The 19121-nt window shown below is 69.6% G+C and carries 22 protein-coding genes and 1 pseudogene; 13 read left to right on the top strand and 10 right to left on the bottom strand.

What is annotated here, in order from left to right; all coding sequences use genetic code 11:
• Nucleotides 1–364: 364 nt before the first annotated feature.
• A complete protein-coding gene (locus ACFY6U_RS36645) occupies nt 365–658 on the bottom strand; it encodes a small hydrophobic protein (protein ID WP_390045285.1) in 294 nt (97 codons plus the stop codon).
• Between the two features lie 222 nt (nt 659–880).
• Nucleotides 881–2500, bottom strand: a complete 1620-nt coding sequence (locus ACFY6U_RS36640; RefSeq protein ID WP_390045283.1) for an MFS transporter — start codon at nt 2498–2500, stop codon at nt 881–883.
• Between the two features lie 66 nt (nt 2501–2566).
• Here ACFY6U_RS36640 and ACFY6U_RS36635 point away from each other — a divergent pair, with 66 nt between their 5' ends.
• The 3 genes from ACFY6U_RS36635 to ACFY6U_RS36625 all read left to right on the top strand — a co-directional run bounded on the left by ACFY6U_RS36635 (nt 2567) and on the right by ACFY6U_RS36625 (nt 5433).
• The gene (locus ACFY6U_RS36635) at nt 2567–3193 is read left to right on the top strand and encodes a TetR family transcriptional regulator (RefSeq protein WP_390045282.1); all 627 of its coding nucleotides are present in this window, start codon (nt 2567–2569) and stop codon (nt 3191–3193) included.
• Between the two features lie 103 nt (nt 3194–3296).
• A complete protein-coding gene (locus tag ACFY6U_RS36630) occupies nt 3297–4514 on the top strand; it encodes an alpha/beta hydrolase (RefSeq protein WP_390045280.1) in 1218 nt (405 codons plus the stop codon).
• Between the two features lie 67 nt (nt 4515–4581).
• Nucleotides 4582–5433: a DUF4429 domain-containing protein gene (locus ACFY6U_RS36625; RefSeq protein ID WP_390045278.1), complete on the top strand. Its 852-nt coding sequence runs from the start codon at nt 4582–4584 to the stop codon at nt 5431–5433.
• A 71-nt stretch (nt 5434–5504) separates the two neighbouring features.
• Here ACFY6U_RS36625 and ACFY6U_RS36620 read toward each other — a convergent pair whose 3' ends face one another.
• Entirely contained in the window at nt 5505–5972 is a 468-nt protein-coding gene (locus tag ACFY6U_RS36620) for a MerR family transcriptional regulator (RefSeq protein WP_388910663.1), read from the bottom strand.
• Between the two features lie 97 nt (nt 5973–6069).
• On the opposite strand from ACFY6U_RS36620, the gene ACFY6U_RS36615 reads away from it, so the two are divergent.
• The gene (locus ACFY6U_RS36615) at nt 6070–6540 is read left to right on the top strand and encodes a GNAT family N-acetyltransferase (RefSeq protein WP_390045275.1); all 471 of its coding nucleotides are present in this window, start codon (nt 6070–6072) and stop codon (nt 6538–6540) included.
• Nucleotides 6541–6559: 19 nt separating this feature from the next.
• The gene (locus tag ACFY6U_RS36610) at nt 6560–7384 is read left to right on the top strand and encodes a serine hydrolase domain-containing protein (RefSeq protein WP_390045273.1); all 825 of its coding nucleotides are present in this window, start codon (nt 6560–6562) and stop codon (nt 7382–7384) included.
• A 43-nt stretch (nt 7385–7427) separates the two neighbouring features.
• On the opposite strand, the gene ACFY6U_RS36605 is transcribed toward ACFY6U_RS36610, so the two are convergent.
• Nucleotides 7428–7673 (bottom strand): type II toxin-antitoxin system RelE/ParE family toxin, encoded by a 246-nt coding sequence (locus ACFY6U_RS36605; protein WP_390045271.1) that lies wholly within the window; start codon nt 7671–7673, stop codon nt 7428–7430.
• Nucleotides 7670–7819, bottom strand: a complete 150-nt coding sequence (locus ACFY6U_RS36600) for a hypothetical protein (protein WP_390045270.1) — start codon at nt 7817–7819, stop codon at nt 7670–7672. Before ACFY6U_RS36600 ends, ACFY6U_RS36605 begins: the two co-directional genes overlap by 4 nt.
• A 9-nt stretch (nt 7820–7828) precedes the next feature.
• Between ACFY6U_RS36600 and ACFY6U_RS36595 the strand changes: the two genes are divergently transcribed.
• A complete protein-coding gene (locus tag ACFY6U_RS36595; protein WP_390045268.1) occupies nt 7829–8179 on the top strand; it encodes a hypothetical protein in 351 nt (116 codons plus the stop codon).
• Between the two features lie 265 nt (nt 8180–8444).
• Here the strand turns inward: ACFY6U_RS36595 and ACFY6U_RS36590 are convergent, their stop codons facing one another.
• The 4 genes and pseudogenes from ACFY6U_RS36590 to ACFY6U_RS36575 form a co-directional block, all read right to left on the bottom strand.
• Nucleotides 8445–9062, bottom strand: coding sequence for an NADPH-dependent F420 reductase (locus ACFY6U_RS36590; RefSeq protein ID WP_390045267.1), 618 nt, complete (start codon nt 9060–9062; stop codon nt 8445–8447).
• Between the two features lie 99 nt (nt 9063–9161).
• Complete coding sequence (locus ACFY6U_RS36585) at nt 9162–10016, bottom strand: LLM class flavin-dependent oxidoreductase (protein ID WP_390045265.1); 855 nt, start codon at nt 10014–10016, stop codon at nt 9162–9164.
• Between the two features lie 68 nt (nt 10017–10084).
• Nucleotides 10085–10831: pseudogene (locus ACFY6U_RS36580) on the bottom strand (MFS transporter); the annotation flags it as partial.
• The gene (locus tag ACFY6U_RS36575) at nt 10731–11465 is read right to left on the bottom strand and encodes an SDR family NAD(P)-dependent oxidoreductase (protein ID WP_075028644.1); all 735 of its coding nucleotides are present in this window, start codon (nt 11463–11465) and stop codon (nt 10731–10733) included. The gene ACFY6U_RS36575 and the pseudogene ACFY6U_RS36580, both read right to left, overlap by 101 nt.
• Before the next feature lie 192 nt (nt 11466–11657).
• Between ACFY6U_RS36575 and ACFY6U_RS36570 the strand changes: the two genes are divergently transcribed.
• Both ACFY6U_RS36570 and ACFY6U_RS36565 read left to right on the top strand, forming a co-directional pair.
• Complete coding sequence (locus ACFY6U_RS36570) at nt 11658–12137, top strand: MarR family winged helix-turn-helix transcriptional regulator (RefSeq protein WP_390045263.1); 480 nt, start codon at nt 11658–11660, stop codon at nt 12135–12137.
• A gap of 249 nt (nt 12138–12386) precedes the next feature.
• Nucleotides 12387–12812 (top strand): RICIN domain-containing protein, encoded by a 426-nt coding sequence (locus ACFY6U_RS36565; protein WP_390045261.1) that lies wholly within the window; start codon nt 12387–12389, stop codon nt 12810–12812.
• A gap of 422 nt (nt 12813–13234) precedes the next feature.
• Here ACFY6U_RS36565 and ACFY6U_RS36560 read toward each other — a convergent pair whose 3' ends face one another.
• Entirely contained in the window at nt 13235–13888 is a 654-nt protein-coding gene (locus ACFY6U_RS36560) for a pirin family protein (protein WP_390045485.1), read from the bottom strand.
• Between the two features lie 73 nt (nt 13889–13961).
• Between ACFY6U_RS36560 and fasR the strand changes: the two genes are divergently transcribed.
• The 5 genes from fasR (at nt 13962) to fabF (ending at nt 18912) form a co-directional block, all read left to right on the top strand.
• Entirely contained in the window at nt 13962–15167 is a 1206-nt protein-coding gene (fasR, locus tag ACFY6U_RS36555) for a fatty acid biosynthesis transcriptional regulator FasR (protein ID WP_351500088.1), read from the top strand.
• A gap of 89 nt (nt 15168–15256) precedes the next feature.
• Nucleotides 15257–16177: an ACP S-malonyltransferase gene (locus tag ACFY6U_RS36550; RefSeq protein WP_390045259.1), complete on the top strand. Its 921-nt coding sequence runs from the start codon at nt 15257–15259 to the stop codon at nt 16175–16177.
• Nucleotides 16178–16194: 17 nt separating this feature from the next.
• Nucleotides 16195–17226: a ketoacyl-ACP synthase III gene (locus ACFY6U_RS36545; protein WP_390045257.1), complete on the top strand. Its 1032-nt coding sequence runs from the start codon at nt 16195–16197 to the stop codon at nt 17224–17226.
• 89 nt (nt 17227–17315) lie between these two features.
• Nucleotides 17316–17564: an acyl carrier protein gene (locus ACFY6U_RS36540; RefSeq protein ID WP_046425089.1), complete on the top strand. Its 249-nt coding sequence runs from the start codon at nt 17316–17318 to the stop codon at nt 17562–17564.
• Nucleotides 17565–17649: 85 nt separating this feature from the next.
• Nucleotides 17650–18912 (top strand): beta-ketoacyl-ACP synthase II, encoded by a 1263-nt coding sequence (gene fabF / locus ACFY6U_RS36535; RefSeq protein ID WP_390045255.1) that lies wholly within the window; start codon nt 17650–17652, stop codon nt 18910–18912.
• Nucleotides 18913–19121 lie beyond the last annotated feature (209 nt).

Genomic DNA, 19121 nt, shown 5'->3' with positions numbered 1-19121 from the left:
AGACGCTTGCGCGGGTGCCGCTTCGCGGGTGGCCGCCGCCCCAGCGGCACGACCGCCCGCAGCCGAGACGCTTGCGCGGGTGCCGCTTCGCGGGTGGCCGCCGCCCCAGCGGCACGACCGCCCGCAGCCGAGACGCTTGCGCGGGTGCCGCTTCGCGGGTGGCCGCCGCCCCAGCGGCACGACCGCCCGCAGCCGAGACGCTTGCGCGGGTGCCGCTTCGTGGGTGGGCGCCGCCCCAGCGGCACGACTGCCCGCAGCTGGGAAGACGGATGCGGCTGGGGAGCGCCCCGTAAGGGGCGCTGGGGGTACCCCCGGCCGAAGGCTGGGGGAGGAACTGCGCGAGCAACCCCCACCGGGGCGCGGGCTACAGCGGTGATACGCCACCCAGCCACAGCAGCGCCAGCAGCATGTCGATCGCTCCCAGTACCACTGCCACCAGTGCCGGTATGGAACTCTTCGGGTTCCACGACCGGCCCATGGAGAGCCAGCCGCACACCAGCGCCGCAGGCCCCAGCACGATCCCCAGCGTGAAGAAGCCGGCGACGGCGCAGATCGTGCCGATGATTCCCAGCGTGTCGCGGTCCAGCCCGCTCCGTGGGCCTGCGGCGCCACGTGAACGGGGGTACCCGCGTGTTCGTTGCCCGAAGCTCGCCATCATCAACTCCTCGGTCTCCGTGACCTGTTCGGGTTGACGATCGGGTACCCCTGTTCCGCGTCCGCAGACCTGCCCGCGCGCTGCCCCCCTCCGGCAGCGCGCCGCGGCCCGGCTGTCCCCCCATGCCCTGCGGAGGACTTGACCCACTGTGACCTGCGGCGCGTGCCGAGGGCGAGGAATCTTTAGCGGAGTCACCCTGATAGGTGAACTCCGCCCGGAGATGCCTCAGATGTGGCCCACGCCCGCGTCAGCACCCGCGTTCTCGCCGCGCTTGGTGAACAGCGCGACCACGATCGCGACCGCCGCCACCCCCGCCGCGACGAGCGAGGCGAGGCTCATGCCGGAGATGAACGTGTCGTGGGCGACGCCGGTGATCTTCGCGGCGATCTCCGCCGGCGTGCCCTTGGCGACCGGCGCGACACCGACCTGGACGGCTTCCGAGGCCTGCGCCAGCTGCGCGTCGGTCAGCTTCGGCAGCCCCGCGTCGGCCCAGTTGCCCGGCAGGTCGCCGTCGACCTTGGAGGCCATCACGGCGCCGAGGACGGCCGTACCGAGGCTGCCGCCGATCTGCATCGCGGCCTGCTGGAGACCGCCGGCCACGCCGGACAGCTCCATCGGCGCGTTGCCGACGATGACCTCGGTGGCGCCGACCATGACCGGCGCGAGGCCGAGGCCGAGCAGGGCGAACCAGAGGGACATGAGCGCGCTGCCGGTGTCCGCCTTCAGCGTGGACATGCCGTACATGGCGATCGCGGTGGCCGCCATGCCACCGGCCAGCGGGATGCGCGGGCCGAGCTTGGTGATCGCGGCGCCGGCCAGCGGGGAGCCGACGATCATCATGCCGGTGAGCGGGAGGAGGTGGAGGCCTGCGTCGACCGGGTCCATGCCGTGCACGTTCTGCAGGTAGAACGTCACGAAGAACAGGCCGCCCATGAAGGCGATGGCCATCAGGACCATGAGCACGACGCCCGCGGAGAGCGGGACCGAGCGGAACAGGCCCAGCGGGATGAGCGGCTCCTTCACCCTCGTCTCCCAGAAGGAGAAGAGGGCGAAGCCCAGCACCGAAGCGGCGATGAACGCCCAGGTCTTGCCGTCGCCCCAGCCCCAGCTCGGTGCCTTGATGAGCGCCCAGACCAGGCAGAACATGGCACCGGAGAGCAGGCCGATGCCGAGCAGGTCGAAGGAGCGCGGCGCGTTCTCCGCGCGGTGGTCGAGCAGCATCACCACGCCGAGGACCAGGGCGATCGCACCGACCGGCACGTTGATGAAGAACACCGACTGCCAGCTGACGTGCTGGACCAGCACACCGCCGAGGATCGGGCCGCCCGCGGTGGAGGCGCCGATGACCATGCCCCAGATACCGATCGCCATGTTGAGCTTCTCGGCCGGGAAGGTGGCCCGCAGCAGGCCGAGCGCGGCCGGCATCAGCAGCGCGCCGAACAGGCCCTGGAAGACGCGGAAGGTGACGACCAGGCCGATGCTGTCGGACAGGCCGATGGCCCCGGAGGCCGCGGCGAAGCCGACGACGCCGATCAGGAACGTCTGCCGGTGGCCGAAGCGGTCGCCGAGCTTGCCCGCGGTGATCAGGGAGACCGCGAGGGCGAGGAAGTATCCGTTGGTGATCCACTGGACCTGGGCGAAGGTGGCGCCGAGGTCCTTCTGGATCGCGGGGTTGGCGATGGCCACGATGGTGCCGTCGAGGGCGACCATCATGACCCCGACAGCAACGGTGATCAGGGTGAACCAGGGGTGGCCGCGCAGGCCGGAGGCCGGCGGCTGTTCCGGCAGGGCTGCTGGCGCCTTGTCCCCCGACCCCGTCGTGTCGATCGTGGTCTGACTAGTCATGCGTTCGAGGCTAGTGACAGCCGCTGACAGTTGACAAACAAATTCACTAGTCAGTAACTGTCAGACATGGAAACGCTGCGCGAACGCAAGAAACAGCGCACCCGGGACATGCTGCTGCGGTCCGCACTCGAACTGTTCGTGACCCAGGGCTACGAGCACACCACCGTCGACGAGATCGCGGCGTCCGTCGACGTCTCGCAGCGCACCTTCTTCCGCTACTTCGCCAGCAAGGAGGACGTGGCCTTCTTCGTGCCGCGGCTCACCGAGGAGCACTACGTGGAGGCGGTGCGCCGCCGCCCGCCCGGGGAGCCCCCGCTGGAGGTGCTGCGCCGGTCGGTCATGGACAGCTGGGACACCATCGAGGAGGCCATCGAGCGGTACGTCCCGGTCGAGCTGTTCCTGCGCACGTACAAGATGATCGAGGCGACCCCGGCCCTGTTCGCCGCCCGGCTGCGGCGCCAGTCGGAGACGGAGGAGGAGATCGCGCGGATCGTCGCCGAGCGGGAGGGCGTCGACCCGGACACCGACCCCCGGCCCCGCCTCGTGGTCGCCGTGTTCGGCGCGGTCATCCGGGTCACCGAGCGGCACTGGTCGGTCGGCGACGACTTCAGCGTCACGGCGATCCGCGAACTCACCGCGTCGTACCTCGATCAGGTGGGACCGGCCCTCACCGGGAACTGGCGCGAGGTCTGACGCCCTTTCACACGGCCCTGAGACAGGCCTCACGTTTGCCGAAACGTGATAACTGTCACTCAGTTACCGCGAGACCCCTTCGTTCTCCTAGTGTGTCCTCCCAGTGACTTCCTTCGACACCTCCCCGCCCCTCAACGTCTGGCGCGCACTGCTTGCCCTGGCCGTCGTGTTCGTGATGCTCGCGACCACCGGCTGGACCGCCCTGCGCGCGCACCGTGAGACCACCGCCCTGCAGGCTTCCCTCGCCAAGTGGGAGCACGGCAGTGTCCACGGCCTGCGCCTGCCGGACCCGGAGGCGTCGCCCGCGCTGCTCACCCGGTTCTTCGCGTCGCTCACCGCGCAGGAGCGCGACCGGCTCGTGCACCGTTACCCGCTCGCCGTGGGCAACATGAACGGCGCCCCGGTCGAACTGCGCTACCGCGCCAACGACATCGCCCTCGACCAGCAGCGCGCCGTCGAGAAGAAACGTATGCACGACCCACGGCTCAGCGCGGCCGGCCACCAGGACGCCGGCCGTCGTATGCACCGCTACGAGGCGCTGATGACGAAGGGCCGGCAGATCCTCGCCTTCGACCCGGACGGCAGTGGCCGGGTCGCGGAGGTGTTCGGCGACCTCACGAAGGCCGAGCGGATCTCCGTCGTCGTCCCCGGCGTCGACACCGACCTGCTCACCTTCCAGAAGACGAACCGGCAGTACACCGCGCCGGTCGGCATGTCCAGGGCGCTGTACCGGGCGGAGCGCACGGCGAGCCCCTCGACCCGTACGGCGGTGATCGCCTGGGCCGACTACACCGCACCCGACGGCCTCGGCGTGGGTGCGGCGACCGGGACGGCCGCCGAGCAGGGTGCCGTACGCCTCAACGCGCTGCTGCGCGCGCTGCCCGGGGACGCGCCGGTGTCGATGTTCTGCCACAGCTACGGCTCGGTGGTCTGCGGGGTCGCCGCGCACGCCATGCCGGACCGGGTGGCCGACATAGCGGTGGCCGCGAGCCCCGGGATGCGCGTCGAGAACGCCTCCCACCTGGGCACCTCGGTCCGGGTGTGGGCGATGCGGGACGCCTCCGACTGGATCCAGGACGTCCCCTACCTGGAGCTCGGCGGACTCGGCCACGGCGCCGACCCCGTCTCCTCCTCCTTCGGCGCCCGGGTGCTGTCGGCCCACGACGCGAAGGGACACGCCGGCTACTTCGAGCCGGGCACGGACAGCCTGCGCAACCTCGCGGACGTCGGGGTCGGCGCATACGGCGCGGTGACCTGCGCCCACGACGATGACGGGTGCCGGGCGGGTTTGTCCGGCACGTTGATGGCCGGACGCGCGTAGAGACAGCAGGAAGTGCGGTATGCGCGGGGATGGGACTGGGAAGCACGTGCCGCATACGATGAGCCGCATGGGTGACGTACTGGCCGGATTTCATGCTGCCTGGGAGTTCGAGTCCGACTCCGTGCTCATCCGCTACGAACGAGGGATTCGAACACCCAAGCTGTTCCAGAGCCTGGGTGAACGCCGGGTGCCGCTGGCCGCGCTGGAGGGCGTGACGCTCACGCCCGGCAAGCGGGGCACGGTCGTACTGAAGGCCGAGCCGCGCCCCGGTGCCGACCCCCTGCTGGAGGCGGCGGCCGGACAGCTGAAGGACGGCAGCGACCCGTACCGCCTGGTGGTCCCGGCGGAGCGGGCGACCCTCGCCGAGTACTACGCCGACGAACTGCGACCGCTGCTCACCGCGTCGGGACCGGCGGAACGGTTTCTGGTCGCCGCGCCCGAGGGGCCCCGGCAGTTCAAGGCGTACGACGGGAAGGCGAGCTTCGACGGCAGGGCCGTGCACTTCCGGTGGTCGTGGACGGGCGCGTCCACGGCCAAGTGGAAGGCCGGCGACCAGAGCTTCGCCGTCGCCGACCTCGGGGGTGTGGAGTGGCGGTCGCCCGAGGTCTTCGAGGGGCACCTGCGACTGCTGCGGCGGGACCTCGCGGGGGCGGCGCCGACGGTTCCGGCCGACCAGGATCCGGCGACCGTGGTGTTCGGGCTGGGATACGGCCCGGTGCACGAGTCGTTGCCGTTCGCCGCGGCGGTGCTGGAGGCCCTGCGAGCCAAGGGGGCCGCGGCGGTGCCGGTGCCGGCGGGGCGGCGGGATCCCGCGGACATCGCGGAGCGGATCCGGCATCTGGTGGAGCTGCATCAGGCGGGGCTGGTGACCGATGAGGAGTTCGCCGCGAAGAAGGCCGAGTTGCTGGCGGAGTTGTGAGGAGCGGTTGTTCGGCTGCCGGCCGGTAGGGGCTGGTCGCGCAGTTCCCCGCGCTCCCAAGGGGGCGCTTTTCAGTTGCCGCCGGTTTCGTAGAAGCTGATCTTCCGGTCCAGGACCGACAAGGTGTCGTGGAGCTCGGCGATGCGGGCCACGACGTCCCTTCTCGTCTGCTCCAGCAGTTCTCGGCGCTCGGGGTAGGTCGTCTCGCCCTCCCTCACCAGTTCCGCGTAACGGACCATGTCGGCCACCGGCATGCCGGTCAGGCGGAGCTTGGTCACGAAGTCGAGCCAGTCCAGGTCGCGGTTGCTGTAGCGGCGCTGGCCGGTGTGGGAGCGGTCGATGCTGGACATCAGGCCGATCCGCTCGTACCAGCGCAGGGTGTGAGCGGTCAGTCCGGTGAAGGCGACGACCTCGCTGATCGTGTAGCGGTCCTGGCCCTCGGGGCGCGGATGCCGGCGGGGCGGGGCGGAACAGATGTCGGCGGGCGCTCGGTCGGGCTGCTGGGTGGGGGCCGCGGTCGTGGTCTGCATCACCGTCATGCGCCCACGCTATGGCCTTGGAGTGCACTCGAAGCAAGCGGAACCCGGTAAGAAATACGCGCGACGGGCGGGCCGGACGGTGACTAGCGTGCGGGGCATGAGTCTCGTACGCCGTGCCACGGCCGAGGACGCCGCGGAAGTGCTGCGTCTGCGCCAGGTCATGATCGACGCGCTGCCCGGCGGGGACAGCTCCACAGGATGGCACGCCCAGGCGCGGCCGGCGCTGGAGGAGCGGCTGGGCGAGCCGGACGGGGACTTCGCCGCGTTCGTCGTCGACCATCCGGACCGGCCGGGGGCGCTGGCCGCGCTGGTCGCCGGGACCGTCGACTACCGGATCGGCAAGGCGGGCAGCCCGCACGGCCGCTCCGGGTACGTGTTCAGCGTGGCGACCGACCCGGACGCCCGGCGGCGCGGGTACGCACGCGCGTGCATGGAGGAGCTGCTGGCCTGGTTCCGTGAGCGGGGCGCGGGGCAGGTCATGCTGACCGCGTCCGCGGAGGCCGAGCCGCTCTACGCCGCGCTGGGCTTCGTCCACAAGCCGGACCCCACGATGATGCTGCGGCTCTGAGCCGCTTAGGGTCGTAGGCATGTCCTTGAACAGCCTCGCGTCGATCGAGAAGTGGCCCGTCCCCACCGCCGCGGCGGGTGTCGTACGCGCCGACGGGACGGTCCTCGGGACCCACGGGCCGGTCGGGCACCGTTTCCCGCTGGCCTCCGTCACCAAGCCGCTGGCGGCGTACGCGGTGCTCGTCGCTTACGAGGAGGGGGCGGTCGAGCTCGACGAGCCGGCGGGGCCGGAGGGGGCGACGGTACGGCACCTGCTCGCGCACACCTCGGGGCTGGCCTTCGACGAGCACCGGGTCATGGCGCCGCCCGGGGAGCGGCGGCTGTACTCGAACGCCGGGTTCGAGGTGCTCGGGGAGCATGTCGCCAAGGCGACGGAGATGCCGTTCGCGGAGTACCTGCGGCAGGCGGTGCTGGAGCCGCTGGGCCTGACGTCGACGTCGCTGGAGGGGTCCCCGGCGAAGGACGGCGTGTCCTCGGTGTCGGACCTGCTCCGCTTCGCGGCGGAGCTGCAGGCGCCGAGGCTGCTGGATCCTCGGACGGTGGCGGAGGCGACGCTGAGCGTGCAGTACCCGGGCACGAAGGGCGTGCTGCCGGGGTACGGGCACCAGAACCCGAACGACTGGGGGCTGGGCTACGAGATCCGCGACTCCAAGTCGCCGCACTGGACGGGGAGTTCGTCGTCGGAGCGGACCTTCGGTCACTTCGGGCAGTCGGGGACGTTCCTGTGGGTGGACCCGGAGGCGGGGTTGGCGTGCGTCGCGCTGACCGACAGGGCGTTCGGCCCGTGGGCGATCGAGGCGTGGCCGGTGTTCACGGACGGGGTGCTGGCGGAGATGCGAGGCTGACGTCGGCGGGGCCGGGGTGGGCCCCCTCGGGCGCCGTTCGCGGTCAGCGCACGCGTCCGAGATGGATCACGTTGACCCGGACTTGCCGGTCATGGATCTCGTACAGCACCCGGTAACGGCCGACGTGGATGCGCAGCGGGTCCGCGCTGCCGAACGCGCCGTCGGGGCGCGGGTCGCCGGCAAGGCGGTCGACGGCGGTGAACACCTGCCGCACCCCGTCGGGATCGTCCTTGGCCAACCGCTCCGCCTGGGCAAGGGCCTCGGGCTCCCAGATGACCTCGTAGCTCACGCCTCACCCTCACCGAACACGCGGCGGTACGCCTCGTCGTGCGGGACACCGGCGTTGTCGCCACGAGTCTGGCGGGAACGATACGCGGCCAGGGCCCGCAACTCCTGTAGCTCCAGGGCGTCGGCGGGGCTGACCAGTATCGCCACGGTCTGACCATGGTCGGTGATGGCGTGTACGGTGCAGTGGTGACAGACGGGCTGCACCCGCGGCTGGCGGACGCGTTCCCGGCGCTTGCTACCGAGATCGCTGAGCTGCTGTGTGCTGAGGGTGAACCGCTGGCCGAGGTTGTCGCTGGCCTCCCCTACTACGGCCCGTGCACCTGTACCGCGACTTGCACCAACCTGCTGACCGCGCCGCCCGGTTCGTCGGGTTTCTCGATGATCCAACTCGAACGCGACGGCATGGACATCATCTGGCTGAGCCTGGATCCCTCCCGGACCACCATCACCGACATCGAGGTTCTGGACGGACGTGATCTCGGCCTGAACACCCAGCGACCTGGGTGACCTCTTCTGCAGCCAACGACGCGACGCCGCCTACCGGCCCAAGCCCAGCGACGACGTGGAATCGCTGGAGGCAAGAGGCTCCCTGACGGAACTGGGTCGGATCGCCGGCGCCTGGTTCGAGGGGATCGTCCTGCGCCCGGCCATCGCCCCACAGCGCGTCCGCATACCGACGTCATCCGCTGCTCCGGGCACGCCCCTTCCACAGTCACACGTCCGCCCATCTACCTCACCTGGTCAGCACGGGGCAGCCGAGACAGCCATGTGTTCAGTTGACTTCTGCGCCGAGGGCGATGTCGAAGCCGGCGCCGTGGCGGGCCAGCCCCATGAGCAGGAGGCCGGTCCATTCGAGGACCGACGCCATCTGGAGCCCTCCGGCGTCGAGAGGCCGCAAGCCGATGCTCTTCAGAAACGCCGCGACTTGGGCCTTCGCCTCGGCGTCGTCGCCGGCAAGAAACGCGTCCAGGGGCTTGTCGTGAGCGAGGACGTGGCCGAATATCGAGTTCAGCGCCTTCACGACCGGTGTGCCCGCGGGGGCGGCAGCGGCGATCTCCTGGGCCGCCGAGCGGCCTGAGTCAGTCGCGAGCCCGTCGGCGTCGGTGTTGAAGGGATTGGAGATGTCGACGAGGATCTTGCCGGCCAACGTGCCGTCGTAGCGAACGACCGCGTCGACTGCGCCGGTGTACGGGACGGCCACGATGACGATGTCACCTGCCGGCGTTGCACCGAACACGCCGACGGTGGCTCCATTGCCGATCTGGTCGGCCAGCGCCTGAGCTTTGACGGTGTTGCGGCTCATGAGCTCGATGGTGTGGCCGTGCTTCGCCGCCCGGGTGCCGATGGCGGTGGCCATGTTGCCCGAGCCGATGATGCTGATGGTGGTCATGACGTTTTCCTCTGCTGTCTGTCGATCAACTGCTGGGTGACAGGGGTCTTGCCGGTGTGGTGGGCTGCGTCGAGAGCACTGGCCGCGCGGGGCGGAGTGCTAAGAGCGTTCGCGGGCGACGTGTTCGCGTACGGCGGGGATGGTTTCCGCGGCGAAGCGTTCGAGTACGTCCGGGTCGTCGCTGGCCAGGATGAAGACGCTGACACCGTCCTCGACGGCCATCTGGGCCAGTGCCTCCGCGGTCTGCTGACTCGGGAAGATGTTCAGCAGCCGGGTGATCTCGCGGGGGTCGCGGTCAGCGGCCCGCGCGGCGTCGTCGATGATCGCGTTTCCCTTCTGGAGGCCGCCTGGCTCCATGACCGGCAGCGACGGCAGCCAGCCATCGGCCTTACGTCCCACCAGGCCCTGCATCTTCGGCTTGTGGGCTCCGAGCCAGATCGGGATCTCGTGGGCGGGCGCGGGTCCGCGCTCGGCGCCGTGGACCGAATAGAACTCCCCGTCGACATCCAGTCGTCCGGGTCCGTCGGCGTCCCACACCCCGCGGATCACGTCGATCGCCTCGCTCAACGCCGCCACTGACTGCAACGGGGTCAATCGACGTCCGCCGATCGCCTGCACCGCATCCCAGTAGAAGCCGGCCCCGAGCCCGAGGCTGATCCGAGCACCGGAGAGCAGGTCGAGGCTGGCGGCCGCGCGGGCGAGCACGGCGGGGGGCTGACGCAGCGGCAAGTTGAGCACATTCCCAGACAGACCGATGCGCTCGGTCCGCGCGGCCACCCAGCTCAGCAGAGTCCAGGTATCGAGAAAGCTCGACTGGTAGGGATGATCCTGGAAGGTCACGAAGTCGAAACCGAGCCGCTCACTGAGCTGCGCCAACTCGACCGGACGGGTCGCCGGGGAGTTCGTGGGACCGATGAATGTTGCGAAACGCAGGGGATGACCATAGTCAGGCATCGACGTCTCCTTCAGTCGTTCGTGTGTGGTCAGCCGCGACGCACGACGTCGTCGCCCACGGCGTGTTGTCAGATCAGGGCGCTGACGATTCCGTCGAGAGGCTCGGGCTGGCCGGCCTCGTGGTGAAGGCTGGTGCCGCCGCGGATCAGGGCGCCGCAGATGACAGCGGCGGCCCAGAAAAGGCCTGCGGCCCACCAGAATCCGATGGCGAACCCGTGCACGGTGGCACCGACGACGGCCGTGCTGCCATGGTCGGTCAGGTAGTGGTGGGTTGCGGTGGCGACGGAGGTGCTGATCAAGGCGACGCCGAGCGCTGAGCCGAGCTGCTGAGAGACATTGTTGAGCGCCCCGGCGGTGCCGGCGTCGCGCGGTTCGACGCCCATCTGCCCGACCGCGACGGCCACGACGGCGGCCGAGCCGACACCCGTTCCGATCAGCACCAGCCCGGGCAGCACCCAGGCCGCGTACGGGCTGCCCGCATCGGCCTGGGTCAGCAAGGCGGCCCCGGCACCGGAGGCGATCAAGCCGGCGGCGACGACGAACCGCATGGTCAGGCGCTGCAGTAGCACGCCCTGGGTCAGCGTGGCTACGCCAATTGTCACCATCAGCGGTAGGAACGCGACGCCAGTCGTGATCGGCGAGTAGCGCAGCACGCCCTGGAAGTAGCTAGGTCGGAGCGCCGACATGAGGCGCCTCTCTGGTCGTCGCTCGCTGCTAGATCTGGCTGAAACCGCCGTCGACGACCAGGTTTGCGCCGGTGATGAAGCTGGCGTCCGAGGAGGCCAGGAACAGCGCAGCAGCCCCGATTTCCTCGCTGCTTCCCAGCCGTCCCAGCGGGATGGCGGCGGTGATCTGCTCCCGAATCTCGGGGGATACGGTGCTGAAGAGCGCGGTGTCGATCGAACCGGGACTGACGACATTCACCCGGATGCCGCGGACCTTCAGCTCCGCGGCCCAGGTGCGGGCGAGTGAACGCACGGCGGCCTTGCTCGCCGAGTAGACCCCGGCACCGGGAATGCCCTTGGTCGCGCTGGTCGTGCCGTTCAGGATGATCGACGCACCGTCGCTCATCAGCGGCAGCAGGTACTGAACGGTGAACACAGTGCCGCGGAAGTTCACGCCCACCAGCGCATCGAACGTATCCGGGGTGATGCTTCCCAGCGGGTCCGAAACCGATCCGAGGCCGGCGCTCGCAAAGAGGACGTCGACTCGTCCGTGACGCTCCCGCACGGTCTCGGCCAAGCGAGCCAGGTCGTCGAGATTTCCCGAGTCCGCCTGTACGCCCGTCACGTTGTGGCCGATGGAGGCGACCGCCTCATCCAGCCTGCGCCTGTCTCGTCCGGTGATGAACACGTCGGCGCCTTCGGCCACGAACAACTTGGCCGTCGCCAGGCCCATCCCAGAGGTTGCTCCAGTGATCACGGCGACCTTGCCATCAAGCTTGGGCATGTTGACCTTCATCCTTCTGTCGGCCGAACGGCCGAACGGTGCGCGGACCCTGCGGGGCACGCGGACCGGCGAGTACGCGCCGGTTGTGCGAAGCGCTCCGCAATCGGGACTGTTGTCCCGTTCGCGGCTACATGCCCACCGTACCAGATGCGTGCGCGCGCACCTAAGTGGGAGGGCACTCAGTTTCCGGGTATGCTGCTGGGTGTGAAGGCACCCGTGTCGCAACCGCGCATCATTTCCCCGGACCAGGTCAAGGGCTGGTTTGCGCTGCTGCTCACCCACTCCACCGTTACCGGGCGGATCGACGCCGCGCTGATGGACCAGCACAAGATCTCGTTCAGCACCGTCGAGATCCTGTGCTGGCTCCTGGAAACCGAGCCTCAGTCGGTTCGAGTTCTGTCTGGCGAACTTGTCAGCGTGAGCCCCACTCGAGCATCACGGTTGGTCCAGAATCTGATCGATGCCGGGCACCTCCAGCGTGGCGCCGACCAAGGCGACGGGCGGGTGTCGCTCATCAGCTTCACCAAAAGCGGACGGCAGTTCGCCGAGTCGGTCAGACGAACTTTCGAGGATTCGGTCAAGAAATACTTTGTCGATCCCCTCGACGACGATGACATTGCTGCCATCACCCGGATTTGGGCCAAGCTCGAAAACGCAGAAGGTCCTAGCTGAGGGAAATCCGGATCGCTGTGATCGCCGTCCTCTTCCGGCGACACGAGACCGGTCAGCGACTGTCACACAACAGGCCCCAGGCGCACACCCGCGCCCCCTGGAGCTGGGTTCGATCCCGCAGCCTTCATAAGAGGGGTTTGGTGCTGTCAGGCCAGTGCAAGAGCCGATGCGGTCGCCATTGTGAAGGCATGGTCCCGGTCAGTGGGCCTACTGCCGGCATCGGGCCGGCTCTCCGGGAGAGGAATGTCTATGGCTGCTGTGTTCACCGCGGCGCTGATCGCCCGTCACAGTGACAAGGCCGTGTCGGTCAATGGTGAGAAGACGGACAACGGCGCGGAGGTCATCCAGTACGTCTTCCAGAACAAGGACCACCAGAAGTGGAACCTTGAGGCGACTACCGGCGAGTACTATGTGGTACGCGCCGTGCACAGCCAGAAGGCCATGTCAGTCAACGGCGAGAGCACCGCCAACGGCGCGAAGATCGTTCAGTGGCAGTGGGAGACCAAGCCGCACCAGGAGTGGCGTCTGGTCCAGAAGGACAACGGCTACTTCGCGCTCCAGAACCGCAACAGCGGCCTGTTCCTGTCGGTGAACGGTGAGAGCACCGACAACAGCGCCGAACTGGTCCAGTGGCCCGGCGGCGACCAGCCGCACCAGCAGTTCCGCCTCGGCTGACCTCCAGCCCCGCCGCACTACGGGTCCTGGCAGTGTTCTGACTGCCAGGACCCTGTGACTGTGGATATCTATATGTTCACTCGTTGATGATCGATGAACTTGAGGTGGAAGCCGGTCCGTTGGCGCGGTGGCAGGTGTATTGGTGCGACCCGGGCGGGAGGTGTCGTGGCACGCGGCCGATCCGGTGCCGGCGGGCCTGCCGACGCTGGCGGAGTGGGCGCACGCGCACGGTACGCAGCTGGACAGCGGGTGTGTCAATTCAACGGCTGATCTTGGTTGTTGGTGGTCAGTTGTTGCTCGGTCGCTGGGCGCGGTGTAGACGGGCCTGAGGGCCTTGGCGGCGTTGCCCCAGTCCTGACGGGCGGCGTAACGGAACGAAGCATGAGCACGTCGTCCAGGCCGCGGTTCCTCGACGACCGTCGCTACCCCGTCATCTCCCACAGCAGAACCTCCGCGTCCGTGACCCCCGACGCCTCAAGGTCCTTCGCCTCGGTGATCCGTACGGAGTCCCCCGGCCCCAACTCCGCACCGTCCAGCTGGACCTCCCCCCGCACCACGTGCACGTACACGTACGCCCCGTCCGGCACCGCCGTCCGCTCCCCCGTGCCGAGTCGGCGGACGTGGAGCATCGCGCCGGCCTCGGGGACCGCGTACGGGGTGGAGTCGGCGATGCCGCGGACGACGTCGTAGGAGGGCTCACCGCCGGGCCGCACCGGGGCCAGCCACATCTGGACGAAGGTCAGGGGCAGCGGCCCGTCGTTGCGCTCCACGTGACGGACGCCCCCCGCCGAGCTGAGGCGCTGGACGTCCCCGTGCCGGACCACCGTCTCGTGGCCCGCCGAGTCGCGGTGCGTGAGCTCGCCCTCGACCACCCACGTCACGATCTCGGTGTGGCTGTGCGGATGCTCGCCGAAGCCGGCGCCCGGTGCCAGGCGCTCCTCGTTGCAGGCGATGACCGCCCCGAAGCGCAGGTTGTCGGGGTCGTAGTGCGGGCCGAAGGAGAAGGCGTGCGACGACTCGATGCCGGTCGCCGGGTCGCCTCCCGGATAGCGCTGCGCCGCGCGCCTGACGTCCATCACAGCACCACGGTAGACCGCAGTCGGCACCCGGCGGCGCAGGCTCCCGTCCGGATAAGGCAGTCTTGTCCCCGTGCCCGAACCCGTAATGCGCAAGTCCGACCCCTCGGCTCGTCCGGTCCACCCGCACTCCGCGACCCTGAAGCGGCTGGAGAAGTCGTCCGGCAGCCTCGCCGCCCAGGCCATCGCACGCATGGACGAGACCCTGCCGTGGTACCGGGCCATGCCTCCGGAGAACCGCTCCTGGATCGGGCTCGTCGCCCAGGCGGGTATCGCGGCCTTCACCGAGTGGTTCCGGCACCCGGACGCCCCGCAGGCGATCTCGACGGACGTGTTCGGGACCGCGCCGCGGGAGCTGACCCGGGCGATCACGCTGCGGCAGACCGTGGAGATGGTGCGGACCACCATCGAGGTGATGGAGAGCGCGATCGACGAGGTCGCGGCGCCGGGCGACGAGAGCGTGCTGCGGGAGGCGCTGCTGGTGTACGCCCGTGAGATCGCCTTCGCCACCGCCCAGGTGTACGCGCAGGCCGCCGAGGCACGCGGTGCCTGGGACGCGCGGCTGGAGTCGCTGGTGGTCAACGCCGTGCTGAGCGGAGAGGCCGACGAGGGGGCGGTGAGCAGGGCCGCGGCGCTCGGGTGGAACTCGCCCGACCATGTGTGTGTCGTGCTCGGGACCGCGCCCGACGGAGACAGCGAGCTGACCGTCGAGGCGATCCGGCGGGCCTCCCGGCACGCCAAACTGCAGGTGCTGACGGGGGTGCTCGGGGACCGCCTCGTCGTCATCGCGGGCGGCAACGACAATCCGCTGGCCGTGGCCAAGTCGCTGATCGGGCCGTACGCGGCGGGACCGGTCGTCGCGGGGCCGGTGGTGCCGGACCTGCTGGCGGCCACCCGGTCCGCGCAGGCCGCCGCCGCCGGGCTCAAGGCCTGTTCCGCCTGGCAGGACGCGCCGCGGCCGGTGCTGGCGGACGATCTCCTCCCGGAGCGCGCCATCGCGGGCGATCCGAGTGCGCGCGAGCAGTTGGTGGAGGAGATCTACAGACCGCTGGAAGAAGCCGGTTCGGCGCTGCTGGAAACGCTGAGCGTCTATCTGGAACAGGCGAGCAGCCTGGAGGGTGCGGCCCGGATGCTCTTCGTTCACCCGAACACCGTGCGCTACCGGCTCCGACGTGTGACTGACGTCACCGGATGGTCACCTTCCGATGTACGATCCGCGTTCACACTGCGGATCGCGCTGATCCTGGGGCGTCTGGTCGATGGAGATCCCCAGTCATAGGATTTTGTCGGGGGCCCACAAAACCCCCTCGTGTTCTTCGTCCCTGTCCCCACGGGCGGCCGTGGCCGTCCCCAAGAGAGAGTGTGAGAGTGCTCGTACTCGTCGCTCCCGGCCAGGGCGCCCAGACCCCTGGCTTCCTGACCCCCTGGCTCGACCTTCCTGGTGTCGAGGACCGTCTGCGTGCCTGGTCGGACGCCATCGGTCTCGACCTCGTGCACTACGGCACGCACGCCGACGCGGACGAGATCCGGGACACCGCGATCGCCCAGCCGCTGCTCGTCGCCGCCGGGATCCTGTCCGGCGCGGCACTCGGTGACATCGCGAACGTCGCCCCTGGCGCGGTCGCCGGGCACAGCGTCGGCGAGATCACCGCCGCCGCCTTCGCGGGAGTCCTGGACGACACCGCCGCGCTGAGCCTCGTCCGCAGGCGTGGCCTGGCGATGGCCGAGGCCGCCGCGATCACCGAGACCGGCATGTCGGCGCTGCTCGGCGGCGACCCGGAGGTCTCCGTCGCGCACCTGGAGAAGCTCGGTCTGACCCCGGCGAACATCAACGGCGCGGGACAGATCGTCGCTGCCGGCACCCTGGAGCAGCTCGCCGCGCTGAACGAGGACAAGCCCGAGGGTGTCCGCAAGGTCGTCGCCCTCAAGGTCGCCGGTGCCTTCCACACGCACCACATGGGCCCCGCGGTCGAGAAGCTGGCGGAGGCCGCCAGGGAACTCGCGCCGCTCGACCCGAAGTTCACCTACGTCTCCAACAAGGACGGGCAGGCCGTCGCGTCCGGCGCCGAGATCGTGGAGCGCCTCGTCGGCCAGGTCGCCAACCCGGTCCGCTGGGACCTGTGCATGGAGACCTTCAAGGAGCTCGGCGTCACCGCCCTCCTGGAGGTGTGCCCCGGCGGCACCCTGACCGGCCTGGCCAAGCGCGCCCTGCCCGGCGTGAAGACGCTGGCGCTGAAGACCCCCGACGACCTCGACGCGGCCCGCGAGCTCATCGCCGAGCACAGCTGAACTAGGAGCGCACAGCGATGTCGAAGATCAATCCCAGCAAGGGTGCTCCTTACGCGCGCATCCTCGGCGTCGGCGGTTACCGCCCGATCCGTGTGGTGCCCAACGAGGTGATCCTGGAGACGATCGACTCGTCCGACGAATGGATCCGGTCGCGCTCCGGCATCGAGACCCGGCACTGGGCGGGCCCGGACGAGACCGTCGCCGCGATGTCCATCGAGGCCTCCGGCAAGGCGATCGCCGACGCGGGCATCTCCGCCGAGCAGATCGGCGCCGTGATCGTCTCGACCGTCTCGCACTTCAGCCAGACCCCGGCCGTCGCCACCGAGATCGCCGACAAGCTCGGCACGGACAAGGCCGCCGCCTTCGACATCTCGGCCGGCTGCGCGGGCTTCGGCTACGGCCTCACCCTCGCCAAGGGCATGATCGTGGAAGGCTCCGCCGAGTACGTGCTCGTCATCGGCGTGGAGCGGCTCAGCGACCTCACCGACCTCGAGGACCGGGCCACCGCCTTCCTGTTCGGCGACGGCGCGGGCGCGGTCGTGGTCGGCCCCTCCAAGGAGCCGGCGATCGGCCCGACGGTCTGGGGCTCCGAGGGCGACAAGTCGGAGACCATCAAGCAGACCATCCCCTGGGACCGTTTCCACTTCGGTGACAGGTCCGGGCTGCCGGTGGACAGCCAGGGCAACATCAAGTTCCCCGCGATCACGCAGGAGGGCCAGGCGGTGTTCCGCTGGGCCGTGTTCGAGATGGCGAAGGTCGCCCAGCAGGCGCTGGACGCGGCCGGGATCAGCGCGGACGACCTGGACGTCTTCATCCCGCACCAGGCCAATGTGCGGATCATCGACTCGATGGTGAAGACTCTCAAGCTGCCGGAGCACGTCACGGTCGCCCGTGACATCCGCACCACCGGCAACACCTCGGCCGCCTCGATCCCGCTCGCCATGGAGCGGCTCCTGGCGACCGGCGAGGCGAAGAGCGGCGACACCGCACTCGTCATCGGGTTCGGGGCGGGTCTCGTCTACGCCGCCACTGTCGTTACCCTCCCCTAGGCACTCCGTGCCGGATCATGCATCCGGTACGGGTCGCCGTCCGCAGTACCGCAGCAACCGTCTGGAACATCTAAGAAGGAGCGCCTGACATGGCCGCCACTCAGGAAGAGATCGTCGAAGGTCTCGCCGAGATCGTGAACGAGATCGCCGGCATCCCGGTTGAGGACGTCCAGCTGGACAAGTCCTTCACCGACGACCTGGACGTCGACTCGCTGTCCATGGTCGAGGTCGTCGTCGCCGCCGAAGAGCGCTTCGACGTCAAGATCCCGGACGAGGACGTCAAGAACCTCAAGACCGTCGGCGACGCGACCGACTACATCCTCAAGCACCAGGCCTGAGGCAGTTAACTAGCCTCCGGCTGCAATGCCCCGCCACCCGGCGGTGGCGCCGTCGAATCCCGTATCCGTTGGAGAAAGAATTCCCGTGAGCCCGACCAATCGCACCGTGGTCGTCACCGGTATCGGCGCAACCACACCGCTGGGTGGCGACGCAGCTTCGTTCTGGGAGGCACTGGTCGCCGGCAAGTCCGGCGTCAGCCTCCTGGAGCAGGACTGGGCGGCCGAGCTGCCCGTCCGCATCGCGGCGCAGATCGCCGTGGAGCCCGGCGAGATCATCCCCCGCCCCCAGGCCCGCAAGCTGGACCGGTCGGCGCAGTTCGCGCTGATCGCCGCCAAGGAGGCCTGGAAGGACGCCGGTTTCACCGCCAAGGCCGGTGAGGACGCGTCCGCCAACCCCGACCGGGTCGGCGCCGTCATCGCCTCCGGCATCGGCGGTGTGACGACCCTGCTGGACCAGTACGACGTGCTCAAGGAGAAGGGCGTACGCCGTGTCTCCCCGCACACCGTGCCGATGCTGATGCCCAACTCACCGGCCGCCAACGTCGGTATCGAGCTGGGTGCGCGGGCCGGTGTGCACACGCCCGTGTCGGCCTGCGCCTCCGGCGCCGAGGCCATCGGGTACGCCATCGAGATGATCCGCACCGGCCGTGCGGACGTCGTCGTGGCCGGCGGTACGGAGGCCGCGGTGCACCCGCTGCCGATCGCCGCGTTCGGCAACATGATGGCGATGTCCAAGAACAACGACGACCCCGAGGGCGCGTCGCGTCCCTACGACTCCGGCCGTGACGGCTTCGTCCTCGGCGAGGGCGCGGGCGTGATCGTCCTCGAGTCCGAGGAGCACGCGAAGGCGCGCGGGGCGCGGATCTACGCGGAGGCGGTCGGCCAGGGCATCTCGGCCGACGCGCACCACATCACGCAGCCGGAGCCGTCGGGCAACGGGATCGCGCAGGCGCTGCAGAACCTGCTCGACAACACGGATCTGAAGCCGGCCGAGATCGTGCACGTGAATGCTCACGCGACGTCGACGCCGCAGGGTGACGTGGCCGAGATCAAGGCGCTGCGGAAGGTGTTCGGCGACGACGTCGACCACATGGCGATCTCCGCGACCAAGTCGATGACCGGTCACCTGCTCGGCGGTGCCGGTGGTATCGAGACCGTCGCGTCGATCCTGGCGCTGGTGAACCGGACGGCGCCACCGACCATCAACCTCGACGACCTCGACCCCGAGGTCAACGCGGACGTGGTGCGGGGCGAGGCACGGCAGCTGCCCGAGGGCAGGATCGCCGCGCTGAACGACTCGTTCGGGTTCGGCGGGCACAACGTGGTCCTTGCGTTCCGGACCTTGTGAGAAACGTTGATCCAAGGCCTGTGGCCCAAGCTCCGGTGACGGAGTTTGGGCCACAGTGCGTTTCGTTGTCGGCTGACGGCCCGGTGGGGGCTGGTCGCGGGGGTGCCCCCCCCCCCGCCGGTTGGGGGGGGGGGGCCGGCCCGGCGAGCCCCCCCCGCGGCGCCGCCCCGGCCAACGGGCGCACACCCCCGGGGGGGCCCCCCCCCCCC

The sequence above is a fragment of the Streptomyces sp. NPDC013157 genome (genome assembly GCF_042899865.1).
Classification (GTDB): Bacteria; Actinomycetota; Actinomycetes; order Streptomycetales; family Streptomycetaceae; genus Streptomyces.
The sequence above is the reverse complement of the archived record's forward strand: the minus strand, read 5'-3'. Positions and strand labels throughout refer to the sequence as shown.